At 37.3% G+C, this 17,475-nt stretch carries 15 protein-coding genes; all 15 read right to left on the bottom strand.

What is annotated here, in order from left to right:
• Position 1 precedes the first annotated feature (1 nt).
• The 15 genes from infB to rpsB all read right to left on the bottom strand — a co-directional run bounded on the left by infB (position 2) and on the right by rpsB (position 17,195).
• Positions 2-2,242, bottom strand: a complete 2,241-nt coding sequence (gene infB, locus KTJ72_RS00075; protein ID WP_034533983.1) for a translation initiation factor IF-2 — start codon at positions 2,240-2,242, stop codon at positions 2-4.
• Positions 2,243-2,262: 20 nt separating this feature from the next.
• On the bottom strand, positions 2,263-2,565 hold the full coding sequence (locus KTJ72_RS00070; protein ID WP_034531672.1) for a L7Ae/L30e/S12e/Gadd45 family ribosomal protein: 303 nt from the start codon (positions 2,563-2,565) through the stop codon (positions 2,263-2,265).
• Positions 2,555-2,854, bottom strand: coding sequence for an RNase P modulator RnpM (rnpM, locus tag KTJ72_RS00065; protein WP_034531674.1), 300 nt, complete (start codon positions 2,852-2,854; stop codon positions 2,555-2,557). Before rnpM ends, KTJ72_RS00070 begins: the two co-directional genes overlap by 11 nt.
• 26 nt (positions 2,855-2,880) lie before the next feature.
• Positions 2,881-3,969 carry a transcription termination factor NusA gene (gene nusA / locus KTJ72_RS00060; RefSeq protein WP_053792782.1) on the bottom strand — a complete coding sequence of 363 codons (1,089 nt, stop codon included), beginning with the start codon at positions 3,967-3,969 and terminating at the stop codon, positions 2,881-2,883.
• A gap of 19 nt (positions 3,970-3,988) precedes the next feature.
• Positions 3,989-4,462 carry a ribosome maturation factor RimP gene (gene rimP, locus KTJ72_RS00055; RefSeq protein ID WP_034531677.1) on the bottom strand — a complete coding sequence of 158 codons (474 nt, stop codon included), beginning with the start codon at positions 4,460-4,462 and terminating at the stop codon, positions 3,989-3,991.
• Positions 4,463-4,577: 115 nt separating this feature from the next.
• On the bottom strand, positions 4,578-8,903 hold the full coding sequence (locus tag KTJ72_RS00050; RefSeq protein WP_249419519.1) for a PolC-type DNA polymerase III: 4,326 nt from the start codon (positions 8,901-8,903) through the stop codon (positions 4,578-4,580).
• A 58-nt stretch (positions 8,904-8,961) separates the two neighbouring features.
• Positions 8,962-10,671, bottom strand: a complete 1,710-nt coding sequence (locus tag KTJ72_RS00045) for a proline--tRNA ligase (RefSeq protein WP_054483527.1) — start codon at positions 10,669-10,671, stop codon at positions 8,962-8,964.
• Between the two features lie 22 nt (positions 10,672-10,693).
• Positions 10,694-11,965: an RIP metalloprotease RseP gene (gene rseP / locus KTJ72_RS00040; protein WP_217303843.1), complete on the bottom strand. Its 1,272-nt coding sequence runs from the start codon at positions 11,963-11,965 to the stop codon at positions 10,694-10,696.
• A gap of 19 nt (positions 11,966-11,984) precedes the next feature.
• Entirely contained in the window at positions 11,985-12,773 is a 789-nt protein-coding gene (locus tag KTJ72_RS00035) for a phosphatidate cytidylyltransferase (RefSeq protein ID WP_217303842.1), read from the bottom strand.
• 15 nt (positions 12,774-12,788) lie between these two features.
• Positions 12,789-13,547 carry an undecaprenyl pyrophosphate synthase gene (gene uppS / locus KTJ72_RS00030; protein WP_217303841.1) on the bottom strand — a complete coding sequence of 253 codons (759 nt, stop codon included), beginning with the start codon at positions 13,545-13,547 and terminating at the stop codon, positions 12,789-12,791.
• Between the two features lie 68 nt (positions 13,548-13,615).
• Positions 13,616-14,014: a hypothetical protein gene (locus KTJ72_RS00025; protein WP_034531688.1), complete on the bottom strand. Its 399-nt coding sequence runs from the start codon at positions 14,012-14,014 to the stop codon at positions 13,616-13,618.
• 22 nt (positions 14,015-14,036) lie between these two features.
• Positions 14,037-14,600 (bottom strand): ribosome recycling factor, encoded by a 564-nt coding sequence (gene frr, locus KTJ72_RS00020; RefSeq protein WP_041152360.1) that lies wholly within the window; start codon positions 14,598-14,600, stop codon positions 14,037-14,039.
• A 3-nt stretch (positions 14,601-14,603) separates the two neighbouring features.
• On the bottom strand, positions 14,604-15,326 hold the full coding sequence (gene pyrH / locus KTJ72_RS00015) for a UMP kinase (RefSeq protein ID WP_041152361.1): 723 nt from the start codon (positions 15,324-15,326) through the stop codon (positions 14,604-14,606).
• 133 nt (positions 15,327-15,459) lie between these two features.
• Positions 15,460-16,335: a translation elongation factor Ts gene (tsf, locus tag KTJ72_RS00010; RefSeq protein WP_053791839.1), complete on the bottom strand. Its 876-nt coding sequence runs from the start codon at positions 16,333-16,335 to the stop codon at positions 15,460-15,462.
• Between the two features lie 113 nt (positions 16,336-16,448).
• Complete coding sequence (gene rpsB / locus KTJ72_RS00005; protein ID WP_034531696.1) at positions 16,449-17,195, bottom strand: 30S ribosomal protein S2; 747 nt, start codon at positions 17,193-17,195, stop codon at positions 16,449-16,451.
• Positions 17,196-17,475 lie beyond the last annotated feature (280 nt).

Genomic DNA, 17,475 nt, shown 5'->3' with positions numbered 1-17,475 from the left:
TTTACTTAGCAGGAACTTCTTTCATTTCGTAGGCTTCTACAACGTCACCTTCCTTGATGTCGTTGTAGTTTTCAATAGTAAGTCCACATTCAAATCCTTGCTTAACTTCCTTAGCATCATCTTTGAAGCGCTTCAAACTATTTAGTTCACCGTTGTAGATAACAACGTTATCACGAATTAAACGAATCTTACTGTCACGTTTAATTACACCATCGGTAACCATTCCACCTGCAATTGTACCAATCTTAGAAGCTTTGTAAAGTTGTCTTACTTCAACTTCACCAGTAACTTCTTCTTTGTACTTAGGTGCTAGCATACCCTTCATAGCTGATTCTACTTCATCAATAGCATCGTAGATAACTTGGTGTAGACGAATGTCAACGTTATCAGTTTCAGCTTGAGCCTTAGCTTGTGGAGTAGCACGAACGTTAAATCCAACGATGATAGCGTTACTTGCTTCAGCCAATGCTATATCACTTTCGTTAATTGCACCTACAGAACTGTGGACGATGTTAACCTTAACACCTTCAACATCAATCTTTTGTAGACTTGATGCAAGTGCTTCAACAGAGCCTTGAACGTCAGCCTTAATAATTACGGCAACTTCCTTCATTTCTCCTTCTTTTAGAGATTCGAATAAGTTATCCAAAGTAACACTGTTGTTCTTCTTACGTTCTTCCATTTGAGCTTCTTTAGCTCTTTCTTCACCGGCAGCACGGGCAGTCTTTTCATCATCGAATACTACGAAACGGTCCCCAGCTTCTGGAACATCGTTTAAACCAGTAATTTCGATAGGAGTTGATGGTTTAGCACCATCTAAGTCCTTACCCTTTTCGTTAGTCATAGTTCTAACACGACCAAATGTGTCACCAACTACGATTGGGTCACCGACATGCATAGTACCTTGTTGAACAAGTAATGTTGCAACTGGACCTCTACCACGATCTAGACGAGCTTCAATAACTGAACCGGCAGCATGTTGCTTAGGGTTAGCCTTTAATTCCATCACGTCTGATTGTAGAAGAATCATGTCTAGTAATTCATCAACGTTAGTACCCATCTTAGCTGATAGTTCAACGAAGATAGTGTCACCACCCCAGTCTTCTGGGATTAATTCGTAACTTGCTAGTTGTTCGATAACGTGGTTAGGGTTTGCACCTGGTTTATCAATCTTGTTAATTGCAACGATAATTGGAGTCTTAGCGGCCTTAGCATGGTCGATAGCTTCAATTGTTTGTGGCATAACACCATCATCTGCGGCAACTACTAGGATTGTGATATCAGTGATATCAGCACCACGAGCACGCATAGCAGTAAAGGCAGCATGTCCTGGAGTATCCAAGAATGTGATAACCTTACCGTTTCTTTCAAGTTGGTAGGCACCGATTGCTTGAGTAATTCCACCAGCTTCACCAGCAGTAATGTGTGAGTTTCTCAAGTAATCCAATAATGTTGTCTTACCATGGTCAACGTGTCCCATGATAGTAACAACTGGTGCACGGTCTTCTAGGTAGTCAGTGTTTTCTGCTTCTTCTTCGAAGATCTTATCGATATCAGAAACGTTTACTTCAACCTTTTCTTCAGCCTTAATACCGTAGTCAGCAGCTAGAAGTTCGATTGTATCCTTATCCAATGAAACGTTTTGGTTAACCATTACTCCTAATAGGAATAACTTCTTAACGATTTCAGCTGGTTCTCTATGGATAATCTTACCGATTTCTTGAGCATTCATACCAACTGTGTATACCAGTGTTTCTGGCAATGGACGTTCTTTTCTTTCTGGTGCTTTGTTGTTCTTGTGGTTTTGTCTGATACGTTGGTTCTTAGTGTACATACCAGCAAACTTGTTGTTACCACGGTTGTTTTTCTTGTTGAATTTCTTCTTGTTCTTCTTACCACCCTTTTTGAAGTTTGAAGAACCATTGTTGTTTGGTTTGTTTGTGTTGTTGCTGTTATTACTGTTGTTATTGTTCATAGATTGCTTTGCCTTATTGTTAGAATTTTTGTTTAAAGTCTTGTGTGGCTTTTCGGCAGGTTTCTTAGAATTATTGTTAGCTGGTTTGGTTGCATTAACCGGCTTTTTCTTTGGAGCAAAGTGGTCTCTGATAGCCTTTTCTTCGTTAGCATCTAGACCTGACATATGATTTTTAACGTCATATCCCTTCTTCTTTGCTTCATCAATAATTGTCTTACTAGCTACATTTATCTCTTTAGATAACTCATAAATTCTTTTCTTACCCATACCATCACGTTCCTTTACAATTAATTTGTCATTTCTTTCAAACGTTTGGCAAATCCATTGTCTGCGATCCCAATAATGGTCCGCGGCATCCCAATTGCATCACTTATCTCTACTTTAGTAAACATTTGATTGGTAGGAATGTTATATGAATTTGCCTTATCTGTAAATTTCTTCAAGCTGGCTTTTCCAGAGTCAGTAGCGATAATCAGAAATTTAATTTTATTCTTCTTGATTGCGTTGAGCAATATATCTTCACCAGTAGTTATCTTTCCGGCTCGCTTTGCTAAACCAATAAAGTTTAATATTTGTTCTTTATTTGTCATTTTCGAAAAGTTCTTTTCTGGCTTGTTTGTGGTCTACGTAAGCAATTAAATCATCGTAAAATTCATCACTTAAGTCAACTGAAAATACTTCGTTTAGTTTCTTTTCATCCTTGGCTTTTTGTGCGACTTTTACGTCAATTGAAACGTATGCCCCTCTACCTGATTTTTTTCCAGTTTCATCGATAGTAACGTTATTTTCCTTGTCCTTAACGATTCTAACTAAATCTTTCTTGGGAGCCATTTCACCAGTAACAATATCTTTTCTCATTGGAATTTTTCTTGTTCTCATTGAATTAACACTCCTTAAACTTGTTATTATTCGTTATCGATTGCGTCGTCACTATCTTCTTGGACGTCTTCAGTTAGACCATCAGCTTCTGATTCAGACTTGATATCAATCTTGTAACCAGTCAACTTAGCAGCTAGACGTGCGTTTTGTCCACGCTTACCAATTGCTAATGATAGTTGGTAGTCAGGTACGATAACTGTACATGCACGTTCATTTTCTTCATCAAAGATAACATCAACTACTTCTGATGGGTTTAATGAATTAGCAATGAATTCAGCAGGATCTTCAGTCCATTGAACGATGTCCATGTTTTCGCCACCTAGTTCGTTAACGATAGTTTGAACACGTTGACCTCTTGGTCCAACAGTTGTACCAACTGGGTCGATATCATCGTTGTTAGATCTTACGGCTACCTTAGCACGGTCTCCGGCTTCTCTAGCAATTGATACGACTTCAACAGTTCCGTCATAAATTTCAGGAACTTCTTCTTCAAATAGTCGTTTTAATAAACCAGGAGCGGTACGACTAACGAAGATTTGAGGACCCTTAGTAGCGTCTTCAACACGGTTAACGTAAACCTTGATTCTGTCTTGTGGTCTGTATGTTTCATTTGGCATTTGGTCGTTCTTAGGCATAACTGCTTCAACCTTACCTAAATCAACATATACAAAACGATCGTCTTGGCGTTCGATTTCACCAGTGATTAGTTCGTCTTGGTACTTGCTGTACTTGTTGTAAACAATTGTTCTTTCAGCTTCTCTAACTCTTTGCATGATAACTTGCTTAGCAGTTTGAGCAGCGATTCTACCAAAGTTCTTAGGAGTAACTTCAAACTTAATTTCGTCACCTAATTCGTAACCACGGTTTAATTGTAATGCATCTGATAGACTGCATTCTAGTCTTGGGTCAACTACATCTTCAACAACAGTCTTAACAGCGTAAACATGGATGTTACCCTTCTTGTCGTCAAAAGCAACTTCAACGTTTTGTGCTTGGTTGTAGTTTCTCTTGTATGCTGAAGTTAATGCAGCTTCTAAAGCATCAATAACAGTTTCTTTAGAAATCCCTTTGTCGTTTTCTAGGGCATCTAGTGCACCTAAAAGTTCTTTACTCATTTTTGATTGTCTCCCTTAGCTAAAATTTAATTGCTAATCTTGCTTTGGCAATTGATTTTCTTGGTATTGTTAGATCCTTAATTCGACCTTTTAAATTAACAGTCAAAACTAATTCATCTTCGCTTAATTCTTTTAAAGTCCCTTCATAGACTTTTTCACCGTTAATTGGTGCATACAATGAAACATGAATGTATTCATTAACGGCTTTTTCATAATCTTCTGGTTTCTTTAGAGGTCTTTCAGCTCCTGGAGATGAGACTTCTAGAAAGTAAGCTTGTGGAATTGGATCTGGATCCATTGAATCTAATTTTTCACTTAGTTCGTCAGATACTAACGCACAGTCTTCAATATTGATACCGCCGTCCTTATCGACATAAACCCTTAAATACCAATTCTTGCTTTCTTTTACAAATTCGATGTCATATAAATAAAAGTCATGACTATCTAGAATTGGAGTTACTACTTCTTTTACCACTTCTGTAACTTCGCTCAATGATACGCCTCCTAAAAAAATCCAATAAAAAGAGCGAGCATTTCTGCTCACTCCTTTCTCTCAGATATAAATCATAATGTATCATACCATACTATCTGAGATTGTTCAATACATACTACATCATATCAAATAAACTTAATTGGTTTTCATCAGGTAAGTTATCGATGATATGGTTTTCTGTCATAAATTCGATTAACTTCTTAGAAACCTTTCCACGTTTGGATAAGTCTTCTTTAGAGATAAATTCTTTATCTTCACGTGCTGCAACAATTTGTTTAGCAACGTTTAAACCAAGACCAGGAATGGCTCTAAATGGTGCAATTAACTTGTTACCATCAATTAACCATTGTTCAGCATCGGAACGGTTTAAATCAACCATTTCGAATTCGAAACCTCTTTCAATCATTTCGTTGGCTAATTCAAGAACGGTTAATAGGTTCTTATCCTTGGCAGATGCGTCATTTCCAAGATCGTTAATTTCTTTCATCTTGGCCTTAACAGCTTCCTTACCATGACACATTGAAACGATATCAAAGTCATCGGCTCTAACTGAGAAGTATGCACAGTAGTATACCAATGGGAAGTACACCTTAAAGTAAGCCACACGTAACGCCATTAAAACGTAGGCTGCCGCATGGGCACGTGGGAACATGTACTTAATCTTTAGACATGAATCAATGTACCATTGTGGAATATTGGCTTCATGCATCTTCTTTTGCCATTCGTCCTTAATTCCACGACCCTTACGAACATATTCCATGATTTGGAATGATGTTTCTGAATCTAGTCCCCAGTTAATCAAGTCGGTCATGATGTTATCACGACAACCAATAACGTTGGCGATGGTTGCTTTACCTTCCTTGATTAATTCGTCGGCGTTTCCTAACCAAACGTCGGTACCATGGGATAGACCTGAAATTTGTAGTAATTGTGAGAAGTTTGCTGGATTAGTTTGTTCTAGCATCCCTCTAACGAACTTGGTCCCAAATTCAGGAATTCCTAGTGTCCCTGTCTTTGATTGGATTTGATCTTGAGTAACACCGATTGTATCTGTACCGGAGAATAATCCCATGACTCCAGGGTCATCCATTGGAATTGATTGAGGATCAATTCCTGATAAATCTTGAAGCATTCTGATCATAGTTGGGTCATCATGTCCCAGCACATCCATCTTCAAGATGTTGTCATGGATAGAATGGAAATCAAAGTGGGTAGTTTCCCAAGCTGCGTTTTGATCATCTGCAGGATATTGGATTGGTGTGAAATCAAAGATATCCATATCGTCTGGAACAATGATAATTCCGGCCGGATGTTGTCCAGTCGTTCTCTTTACACCAGTATCACCCTTTGATAGACGATCAATTTCGGCGGAACGAATAGTTTGTTGAGTATCTCTTTCGTATGCCTTTACGTATCCATAAGCGGTCTTATCCGCAACAGTACCGATAGTTCCGGCACGGTATACGTTATTTTCACCGAACAATACCTTTAGGTAGTTATGGGCGATTGGTTGATAGTCACCAGAGAAGTTCAAATCGATATCTGGAACCTTGTTACCACTAAATCCAAGGAATGTTTCGAACGGAATATTATGACCGTCACCAATCATTAATGTTCCACATTCTGGACAGTTTTCATGTGGTAAATCGTATCCTGAACCATATTCACCCTTAGTGAAGAACTTAGAGTACTTACAGTTTGGACAACGATAGTGTGGTGGCAATGGATTAACTTCAGTAATCCCCGCCATTGTGGCTACCAAACTAGAACCAACGGAACCACGGGAACCTACCAGATATCCATCCTTGTTACTCTTTGCTACAAGACGCTTAGCGATTAAGTAAATAACTGAGAATCCATTCCCGATAATACTCTTCAACTCACGATCCAAACGCGCCTGAATTAACTCAGGTAATGGATCGCCGTATAGTTCATGCGCCTTATCCATGGTTGAGTTTCTGATTTCATCTTCGGCACCCTTCATGTGAGGTGTGTATAGTCGATCTAAGACCGGATGAATTCCATCGTCAACCATGTTGGCAATCTTTTGGGTATTATCAACAACGATTTCCTTGCTGACATCTTCACCTAGGTAATCAAAATCACTCAACATTTCGTCTGTGGTTAAGAATGGCACCTTAGGTAATTCTTGTCTATTTAATGGGTTAGCCCCACCTTGTGAATGGATCAAAATCTTACGGTAAATATAGTCTTGTGGATCCATGTAATGAACATCCCCAGTTGCAACAACTGGTTTATTCATTTCATGACCCATATCAACCATGTTTTGCACTAATTCTTGTAGGTGCTTTTTACCATGAATTAATTCTGAATCAATCATTGGTTGATAGGCAGCACTTGGTTGGACTTCTAGATAGTCATAGAATTCAGCCTTCTTTTCGGCTTCTTCTTTACCTTTTTGGAGCATTGCAGTGAATACTTCACCGTTTGCACAGGCAGAACCAACTAGAATTCCTTCGCGGTACTTTTCAAGCACACTTCGTGGAATTCTTGGCACTCTGTAGAAGTATTCAACATTGGATAATGATACCAACTTGAACATGTTCTTTAATCCAGCTTGTGTTTGAGCCATCAAGATGGCGTGGAATGGACGCGCATGTTTGTATGCGTCGTTATCGGACATGTGTTCATTTAGTTGATTTACCTTAGTAATGTTGTAACGTTCTTCGGCATCCTTGATGAACAAGTAATTCAAATGACCTGTTGTTTCGGCATCATACACGGCACGGTGATGGTGTTCCAAAGCAACGTCAAACTTCTTAGCCAATGTATTCAAACGATAGCTCTTGTAGTTTGGATATAAGAAACGAGCCAATGGCAATGTATCAATGATTGGGTTTTGGATTTCTTCCATCCCATATCTTTGGTAACCAACGTTCATAAAGCCAACGTCAAAAGTAACGTTGTGTCCTACAACAACTGAGTCGCCACAGAATTCTCTAAATAGCTTAAAGACTTCTTCTTCAGACTTAGAACCTCTAACCATATCATCAGTAATAGATGTAAGTTCAGTTGTAAAGTCTGATAGGTGGAAACCGGGATCAATAAATTCTTCAAATTGGTCTAAGACGTTATTGTGTTGCATTCTAACGGCTGAAACTTCGATTACCTTATCGTAAATTGCAGAAAGACCAGTTGTTTCAATATCGAAAACAACGTAAGTAGCATCCGCTAAATCACGGTCATCTTCGTTAAATGTAATTGGAACACCGTCGTCTACAACATTTGCTTCAACACCGTATAGCATCTTAATGTCATTCTTTTGTGCAGCAGTGTAAGCAAATGGGAAACCTTGAACAGCAGCGTGGTCGGTAATCGCTAATGCAGGATGACCCCATTCTTTAGCTCTAGCGACGTATTCTTCAATACTGTTAGTTGCATCCATTTGACTCATCTTAGTGTGTAGATGTAGTTCAACACGTTTTTCTTCTGCATCATCGTGACGACCTTCATGGTGTAGTGGATTAATGTCATAAGCATTCAATGTTAATTCATGACTGTAGTTATCTTCTTGGATACCACCACGAACCTTAATCCAGTCACCTTCTTGCAATGCGGCAAAGTTAGCTTCATCGTTTTCGTTGTTAGAGAACTTCTTAACTTCGATTGATGATGAATAATCGGTAATCTTTAGGATCATCAATTGACGACCTGATCTAAGTGAACGAATTTCCTTACTAAAGATGTGACCATTTACAATCACTAGTTTTTCTTCTTGAACGATATCAACTAGTTTAGTAACTTCTAGGTCATCCTTAATCTTCTTACCGATTTGTACTTTACCCTTTGGAACTGCATTCTTTGAGTTCTTTTGACGTTTAGCAGATGATTCTTGGATTGCTTGCATCGCCTTTTGAGCTAACTCTGCATCCTTCTTTTCCTTTTCAGCTTTAAAATCTTTGATTTTTTCTTGAGAAGCAGTTTCATCAACAAAAACAGAGATGGTAAAGTGTGGAAAACCTAAACGTTCGTACAAATCTTCAATTGGACTAACTGCTTTATCCACAAGAAAGTTCTTAACGATTTCGTTATCAGCACTAAGTTCGATTTTGTGATCAACAATCTTTGGTGCATCACGTCTTAATAGTTCATTTTTAATAGCATCAGTGATATCAGCATGTTTAACAATCCATTCCCAGTAATTGCCTAATTGCTTGTTATCAAATTGATTGTCGTTTGCTTTGATATTAATTTTAGTAGTAGCGATTTCATCAAAAGTCGCTTGCATACGACTATAAAAATCCAAGAAGACTTCGTAATCTAAAATTCGTGGAAGTGTAAGGTGGAATTCCCAAATTTTGGAACGTTTGTGGATATCAATCTTCTCAATCTGACCGCCTTTAAAATTATCGGAATCAATTTGGTCTTTTAACTGTAATTGATTCAATAATTTTGTAAATAATTCTTCTTGGTTAGACAATCTAATACCTCCATCCTAAGTCAGCTAAAAAAGGTCAGTCTCTTCAACTGACCCTTTTTTATTTCAAATCTTTAAGTAAGATTTTTACAGTGTTAACAACTTCTTCTTGCTTAACTTCAACAGTTTCGCCAGTCTTTCTAATCTTAATTTCTACGATTCCTTCACTAGCCTTCTTACCAACAGTAACTCTGATTGGTAATCCAATTAGATCTGAATCGGCAAACTTAACTCCGGCTCTTTCTTTTCTGTCATCAGTTAAAACATCAAAGCCTTCATCCTTAAGTTCTTTTTCAATACCATCAGCAACACTAACTTGAGTTTCATCCTTTGTGTTAACAGGAATCAAGTGAATGTCGAATGGTGAAATTGACTTAGGCCAAATTAAACCATTGTCATCAGCTTGTTGTTCAGCAATAGCAGTTAGTAATCTACTAATACCGATACCGTAACAACCCATTACAACTGGTTTTTGACGACCATTTTCATCCAAGACGTTTGCATCTAAGTCCTTTGAGTATCTAGTTCCTAGCTTGAAGATATGAGCAATTTCAATACCACGAGTAAACTTCAATACACCTGAACCGTCTGGTGAGATTTCGCCTTCTTCAACTTCTCTAAAGTCACCGTAAGTAACGTTTTCAAAGTCACGTTCAGGATTAACGTTAGCAAAGTGGTAACCATCTTCGTTGGCACCAGCAAATGCGTTAGTCATATCTTTAACGTAGTTATCTGCCAATACAGTTACAGATTCATCTAGGTTAAATGGACCAACGTATCCTCTTGATGTGTTAGTAAATTCTTTGATTTGTTCATCATTTGCCAAGTCAAAGAATGAAGCACCAAGTTGACCCTTAACCTTAACGTCATTAACTTCGTGATCACCTCTAACTAGAACCATTACTGGTTTTTCGTCAGCAATGAATAGAACACTCTTAATGACGTTTGAAGCATCTGTGTCTAATAGTTTCACATCATCTTCGATTGATTTTACGTTTGGAGTACTAATCTTTTCTAAGTCTTTTTGAGTTTCGTTAGATTTTTCAGGTACGTACATGCTCTTAGCCATTTCAAGGTTAGCAGCATATTCGCTATCGTCTGAGTAAACGATGGTATCTTCACCAACAGCAGCTGGTGCAGAGAATTCGATTGAATCTGAACCTCCCATGGCACCACCATCACCAATGATAGTACGGTAATCTAAACCAACTTGGTCGAAAATCTTACGGTAAGCATCTTCCATTTGGTTATAGATACGATCTAGGTCAGCATCATCAATTGAGAATGAGTAACCATCTTTCATGATAAATTCACGTCCACGTAGTAAACCGTTTCTTGGACGTTCTTCATCTCTATATTTTGGTTGAATTTGGTATAACACTAAAGGAAGTTTTTTATATGACTTAACTGAGTCACGAATGATTTCTGTGTAAGTTTCTTCGTGAGTTGGTCCTAAAATGAAATCAGTGTCATGTCTGTTCTTTAGCTTAAATAAAGCTGGACCGTAAGTTTGTAATCTTCCTGATTTTTCCCAAAGCTCTGCAGGTAATACTGCCGGCATAAGAGTTTCATTCGCGTCGATTTCGTCCATTTCCTTACGAATGATGTTTTCAATTTTTGAAATTACTTTGTATGCCAAAGGCAAGTATGCGTACATCCCTGCTGAAATTTGCTTAATGTATCCAGCTCTTAACATTAACTTATGACTAAGAGCTTCAGCACCCTTTGGCGCTTCTTTTAGCGTTGGGATTAACATTTTTGATTGCTTCATAAAAATCTCCTTAAATATGTTCTTAATGGATAAAGTATCTTTGAATGTCGTTAATTGTTACTAGTAGCATTAATACAACTAAGAATGCCATACCAATAAGGGTAACAATTGTTTCAACTTTTTCAGAAGTTGGTTTTCTTCTAACGGCCTCAATTATGTTCATTAATATTTTACCACCATCTAGGACCGGAATTGGAATTAAATTCATAATCGCCAAGTTAATTGATAAGAATGCGATAAAGTAAACAACTCCTTGTAGTCCTAACTTAGTAGCTTGTGATGTGGAAGCATATATTGCAACCGGTCCACCTAAGTCATTTAAGCTAAAGTGACCAGATACCATATAAGCTAATTCTGACACAAGTTGCTTAGTCATGTTCCATGTTCTGGTAAAACCAGAGAATAGCTTGGTTGTAAAACTAGAATCGACCGTATGGCCAATTCCAATTAATCCATATTTTTTTCCATTGTTCTTTTGTGATTCAGTGGTTAATTTAATTATTTTTACTTGACCATCTCGTTTAACAACTAAGGTTACCTTTTGATCAGGTCTAGCTTGAATTGCTGAACTTAATTCATTCCAATTGTCGGTCTTTTGATTATCGACTTGAACAATTCTGTCACCATTTTTAATTCCGGCATCCCTTGCAACGGAATGTCCTTGAATTGGAGTAACTGTATTTTGATTTGAAGCTACCCCACCTTGCATGAATGTCAAAATTGTAAATGCAACAATTGCTAAAATCACGTTGTTAACAATTCCAGCCGCGTTTGTTATTAACTTTTTGAATACTGGTGCATTTTGGAATTGAACGTCTTCAGGAGCAATTTGGACCTTTGTTCCGTCGTGTTCAACCATTAACGCATCGTGATTGACTTTAAATCTCTTAACCTCTTCATTGTTATCTTGGTAACCTTCGATAAATAACTCGTGTTCAAGATCAACGTTTGAAACTTCAAGAGGTAGTCCATCTAAAGTCTTTTGCTTTTGACTGGTATTAATTAAAATAACTTCATTTTGCTCATTAAATTTAAGTGTAACTGGAGTACCAGGATCTAGTTCCTGTGAATCGTTATCGGCAATCCCAGCCATTCGAACATATCCACCTAAAGGAAGAATACGAATTGTATACGTGGTTTGATTGTGACGATAAAAGAAAATCTTAGGACCCATTCCAATAGAAAATTCTCTAACCATTATTCCTGATCTTTTGGCAACGATAAAGTGGCCAAATTCATGAACAAACACTAAAATTCCAAAAACAATAACGAAAGCTAGTATTGTGATAATCAATTAAATCACTCCTTTACATCTAAATAATGCCAAATAGGTGAAGAAGTGGCAAAACAAATAGTAAGCTATCAAATCTGTCTAAAATTCCACCATGACCAGGTAAAATCTTTCCAGAATCTTTAACTTGGTAGTATCTCTTAAGAGCTGATTCAACTAAATCACCAAATTGACCAGCAATTGATAATACAAGAGTTACGATAACAGCAACAAGTAGTGATGTATGACCAACTGAGAAGTAGTACATCCATGCAGTAGCAATGATAGTTGCTAATAATGATCCACAGATTGAACCTTCCCATGTCTTATTAGGACTTACATGTGGAGCTAGCTTGTGTTTACCGAATTGCTTACCGAAAATATAAGCACCTGAGTCGGTTAACCAAACAATAAATAGTGCGTAGAACAATACCGCGATACCAACATGTCTAGCAGCAATAAAGTAATGGAAGCCCATTCCAATGTATAACATTGCTAGTGTGATTACACCGGCATCATCAAATGAAAAAATGTTCTTAGTAAAAACATTTCTTAACATCAATAGCATTACTACTAAATAGAACAAAAAGTTAACTGATAGAAATGATGGTAGATCATTAAACCAGTTACTTGGTGCAATTAATAAAGTTACACCAATAAATGATAGGATTGCTTCTGGTGAAATTACTAACTTTTTCTTCATGATTAGTACTTCAGACATCGCAACAATTCCTAAAGCAATTGCTCCAATTTGAATAAAAATGCCACCCAATAAAACTATTGGCACAAATAATAATAAGGCAATAATTGCCGTTAATACTCTTGTTTTCATAATAATCTCCTAATGTTACTTGTTTTTTAATCCCCCAAAACGACGATGACGTCCTTGGAACTTAGCAATACATTTCATTAAATCTTCTTTGGTGTAGTCAGGCCACTTAGTGTCATCAAATACGAATTCACTGTATGCAACTTGCCATAATAAGAAGTTAGATAATCTTTCTTCCCCACTTGTTCTGATTAATAAATCTGGATTAGCAAATTCACCAAGTGATGAAGTCATTAGATTATCACTAACAACGTCCTTATTAATGTCGTCGACGTTTAAACTACCGTCAGATACCTTTTGAGCAATCTTTTGAACGGCAGTAACGATTTCATCTTGGCTTCCATAGTTTAAAGCAAAGTTCAAAATCATTCCATCGCATTCTTTGGTATCCTCAATGGCATCATTGATAGCTTTTTGTGTAGATTCGGGTAATTGATCTACATATCCCATAACGTTAACTTTAACGTTATTCTTTACTAAATCAGGAACAAAAGTAGAGAAAAATTTCTCTGGTAAGTCCATCAAGTAGTTAACTTCTTGATCAGGACGTTTCCAGTTTTCGGTAGAAAAGGCGTACAAAGTTAATGCCTTCACACCTAAATCACTAGCTGCTTTTGTAATGTCCTTTACCACATTCATTCCCTTTTTATGTCCAGCAATTCTTGGCAAATGTCTTTGTTGGGCCCATCTTCCATTTCCATCCATGATAATGGCAATATGTTTGGGAATATTATTGTAGTCAAGTTCTGTGGTAGTTTTTTTCTTAAACTTAAACATATATACCTCGCCTATTAATACAAATAAAGGATGAGAAACAATCCTCATCCCACATTTGTAAAGTTATTTTATTGGATTAATCTCCATTCGCCACGTTTAGCTTCTACTAAAGTTTCGAAATATTTTAATAATTGGTTAGCGTCGTTTGGACTATGTTCACCTAAAAGATTTAATCCTTCACCCGTAGGAATTGGATCACTTAAATCTGTAATTTCAGTTTCATTTTCAATTGTTGCTTCAGTGAACGCAACAATCCAATCATCTTCAATTAATTGTGAAACCACAAAAAAGATGTTGAAATCGTCAGTAACATATACCGGCATAACATAGATTCCATCTTGAATTTCTTCAAGTTGATTACCATTGTAAGACAATGCTTGCTTGGTATCATCGTTCATACTTTCAGATAGTTTGAAAACCATCTTATTGAATTCCTCTGTACCTGGTGTAACTTCTTGTTCTTGCATGGTGACATCCCCTTTTATTAATTTATCCGTTTAGTACTTCCTTTTCTTTGGCAGCAATAACGTCATCTAAATCTTTGATTTGTGAATCTGTCAACTTTTGAACCTTGTCTTCTAGTGCGTGAGTTTCATCATCTGTAAAGTCATCGTTCTTGTTACCCTTCTTTACAGCGTCCATAGCTTCACGACGTACATTTCTAATAGCGACTTTACCTTGTTCACCGGCAGCCTTAACCTTCTTAGAAATTTCTTTTCTACGTTCTTCAGTTAGTTGTGGAACCACTAAACGAATGTTATCACCATCGTTAGCTGGGTTAATACCAATATCAGCTTCAAGGATTCCCTTTTCAATATCATCTAGAGCTGATTTGTCATATGGAGTAACCATAATAACTCTAGCTTCAGGAACAGTGATTGAAGCAATTTGGTTTAATGGTGTTGGTGCACCATAGTATTCAGCAGTAACACCGTTTAATAGACTGGCGTTAGCACGACCTGCTCTAATACTTGCTAATTCTTGTCTTAATGATGCAATTGACTTTTGCATCTTGTCTTTTGCTGTATCTAAAATTTCATTTTGAGTTGCCATACTTTATTTCCCCTTAACTGTAGTTCCGATTTTTTCACCCTTAACAACTTTTTCAATGTTGCCGGATTCATTTAAGTTAAACACTACTAATGGAATATCGTTGTCCATTGATAATGAACTTGCTGTAGTATCCATTACTTGTAGGTTTTTGTTAATGATATCCATTTGAGTTAATTCATCAAATTTAACAGCATTTGGATCCTTGTTAGGATCAGCTGAGTAAATACCATCAACTCCGTTTTTAGCCATTAAAATAGCATCTGCATGTACTTCAGCAGCACGTAAAGCAGCAGTTGTATCTGTTGAGAAGAATGGGTTACCTGTTCCACCAGAGAAGATAACAACACGATTCTTTTCAAGATGACGAACTGCCTTTCTACGAATATATGGTTCAGCAATTTGTCTCATTTCGATTGAGGTTTGAACTCTTGTTGGAACACCAAGTGATTCTAAGTTTTCTTGTAATGCTAAACCATTCATAACAGTTGCTAACATTCCAATGTAATCAGCTTGTGTTCTTTCCATGCCCATTTTTGAACCAGCTACTCCACGCCACATGTTACCGCCACCGACAACAATAGCAATTTGAATCCCTAGTTCGTAAACATTTTTTACTTCTTGCGCAATTTTTTTGATTACAGGTGGGTTAATACCATGACCTTCATCACCAGCAAGTGCTTCACCACTTAGCTTTAAAACAATACGCTTATATTTTAAGTCAGACATCGAATTTCCTCCATTACATGATCGTTAGTTTAATTTTAGCATAATATGAAATTTAAAAACAGTTTATAACTGCAATTATTTAATTATAAATATGTATAAAAAAAGGATACGTATCCGCATCCTTTTTTATTAATTATTTGATTTGTGAGTTAACTTCGTCAACAAAGTTAGTTTCTTCTTTTTCGATACCTTCACCGACTTCGTAACGAACAAAGGCCTTTAGTTGACCGCCGTTTTCCTTAACGTATTCAGCAACAGTCTTGTCTGAGTCCATAACGAATTCTTGGTCAGCTAAACTAATTTCAGCAAGGAACTTGTTTAGACGACCTTCAACCATCTTTTCAACGATGTTTTCAGGCTTGCCTTCTTGTAGGGCTTCCTTCTTTAGTTCTTCTCTTTCAGCTTCTAGTCTGTCTTGAGGAACATCGTTTCTGTCTAGGTATTCTGGCTTAGTAGCAGCAATGTGCATTGCAACGTGCTTAGCAACAGTTTCGTCAACACCTTGAATTTGAACTAAGGCACCAATTAGACCTTGGTTGTGTAGGTAGTGACCAAAGCTTTCGTCATCGTTCTTAGTTAAAACAACGAAACGACGTAGAGTGATCTTTTCACCAGTAATTTGAGTAGTGTTGATGATCTTGTCGTTAACAGTTTCACCATCAACGTCAAGTGCTAAAGCAGCTTCAACATCAGCTGGCTTAGCTTCAACAATCTTAGCTGCGATTAAATCAATTAGGTTCTTGAAGTCATCGTTACCTGAAACGAAGTCAGTTTCAGCGTTAACTTCAACGATAGCAGCATCGTTACCGTGAGTAACAACACGAGTTAAACCAGCAGCAGCAACACGGTCACTCTTCTTTTCAGCTTTTGCGATACCCTTTTCACGTAAGTATTCTAGAGCTTTCTTTTCGTCACCATCTGAAGCAACTAAAGCTTTCTTAGCATCCATCATACCTACACTTGTCTTTTCACGTAATTCTTTTACTTGAGCAGCAGTAATCTTTGCCATTGTTATGGCCTCCTTAAGTTTTATATTAAAAAAGGCCGACTCATCCCAGGCCTTATCGGTCCAAAAACATGAGTCAGCCTAAGTGTTCAAACAAAATCAATATTTAAAAAATATTACTTGTCTTCACTTTCATTTTCATCTTTAGTGTCTTCGAATGTGCTTTCGCTAACATTTTCTTCACCTTGGTTACCTTCAATGATAGCGTCAGCCATCTTAGCAGTAATTAGACGAACGGCACGAATAGCGTCATCGTTTGATGGGATAATAACATCAACGTCATCTGGGTCAGTGTTAGTATCAACCATAGCAACGATAGGAATGTTTAACTTGTGAGCTTCGTGAACAGCGATTTGTTCTTTACGAGGGTCAACGATGAACATAACATCTGGAATCTTAGGCATGTCTTCGATACCACCAAGGAATTTTTCAAGCTTGTCAGTCTTCTTCTTTAGAAGAGCAACTTCTTTCTTAGGTAGTCTTTCGAAAGTACCATCTTCAGCCATCTTCTTAAGATCCTTTAGGTACTTGATACGGCTTTGGATAGTGTCCCAGTTAGTTAAAGTTCCACCTAACCAACGGTGGTTAACGTAGAATTGACCTGCACGTACAGCTTCTTCTTGGATTGAGTCTTGAGCTTGCTTCTTAGTACCAACAAATAGTACAGTAGCGCCCTTAGCAGCTTCATCCTTCATAAAGTTGTATGCTGAATCGATCATCTTAACAGTCTTTTGTAAGTCGATGATGTAGATTCCGTTACGTTGGGTAAAGATGTATTTCTTCATCTTAGGGTTCCAACGACGAGTTTGGTGACCGAAGTGGACACCAGCTTCTAGTAATTGTTTCATAGAAATAACAGCCATGTTAATAGCCCTCCAAAAATAGTTTTTTCCTCCCCGTCAATCTATCAATTCAGAAACTATCAAGTGATAGCACTATCTGAGTTGTCATGACAGGTGTGAATTGGTAATAAATACCGAATATTATTGTATATTAAACTCCAATATTTATCAAGCTAAATATTACAATTTAACAATCTTATCTGATTTACCTGTATTGATAAGGTCTCTGTTAGCATCCAATGATAGAGTAACCATGTTTCTAACCGCTGTTTCAGTGTAGAAAGCAATGTGTGGAGTAATT

The sequence above is a fragment of the Apilactobacillus waqarii genome, assembly GCF_019061205.1.
Classification (GTDB): Bacteria; Bacillota; Bacilli; order Lactobacillales; family Lactobacillaceae; genus Apilactobacillus; species Apilactobacillus waqarii.
The sequence above is the reverse complement of the archived record's forward strand: the minus strand, read 5'-3'. Positions and strand labels throughout refer to the sequence as shown.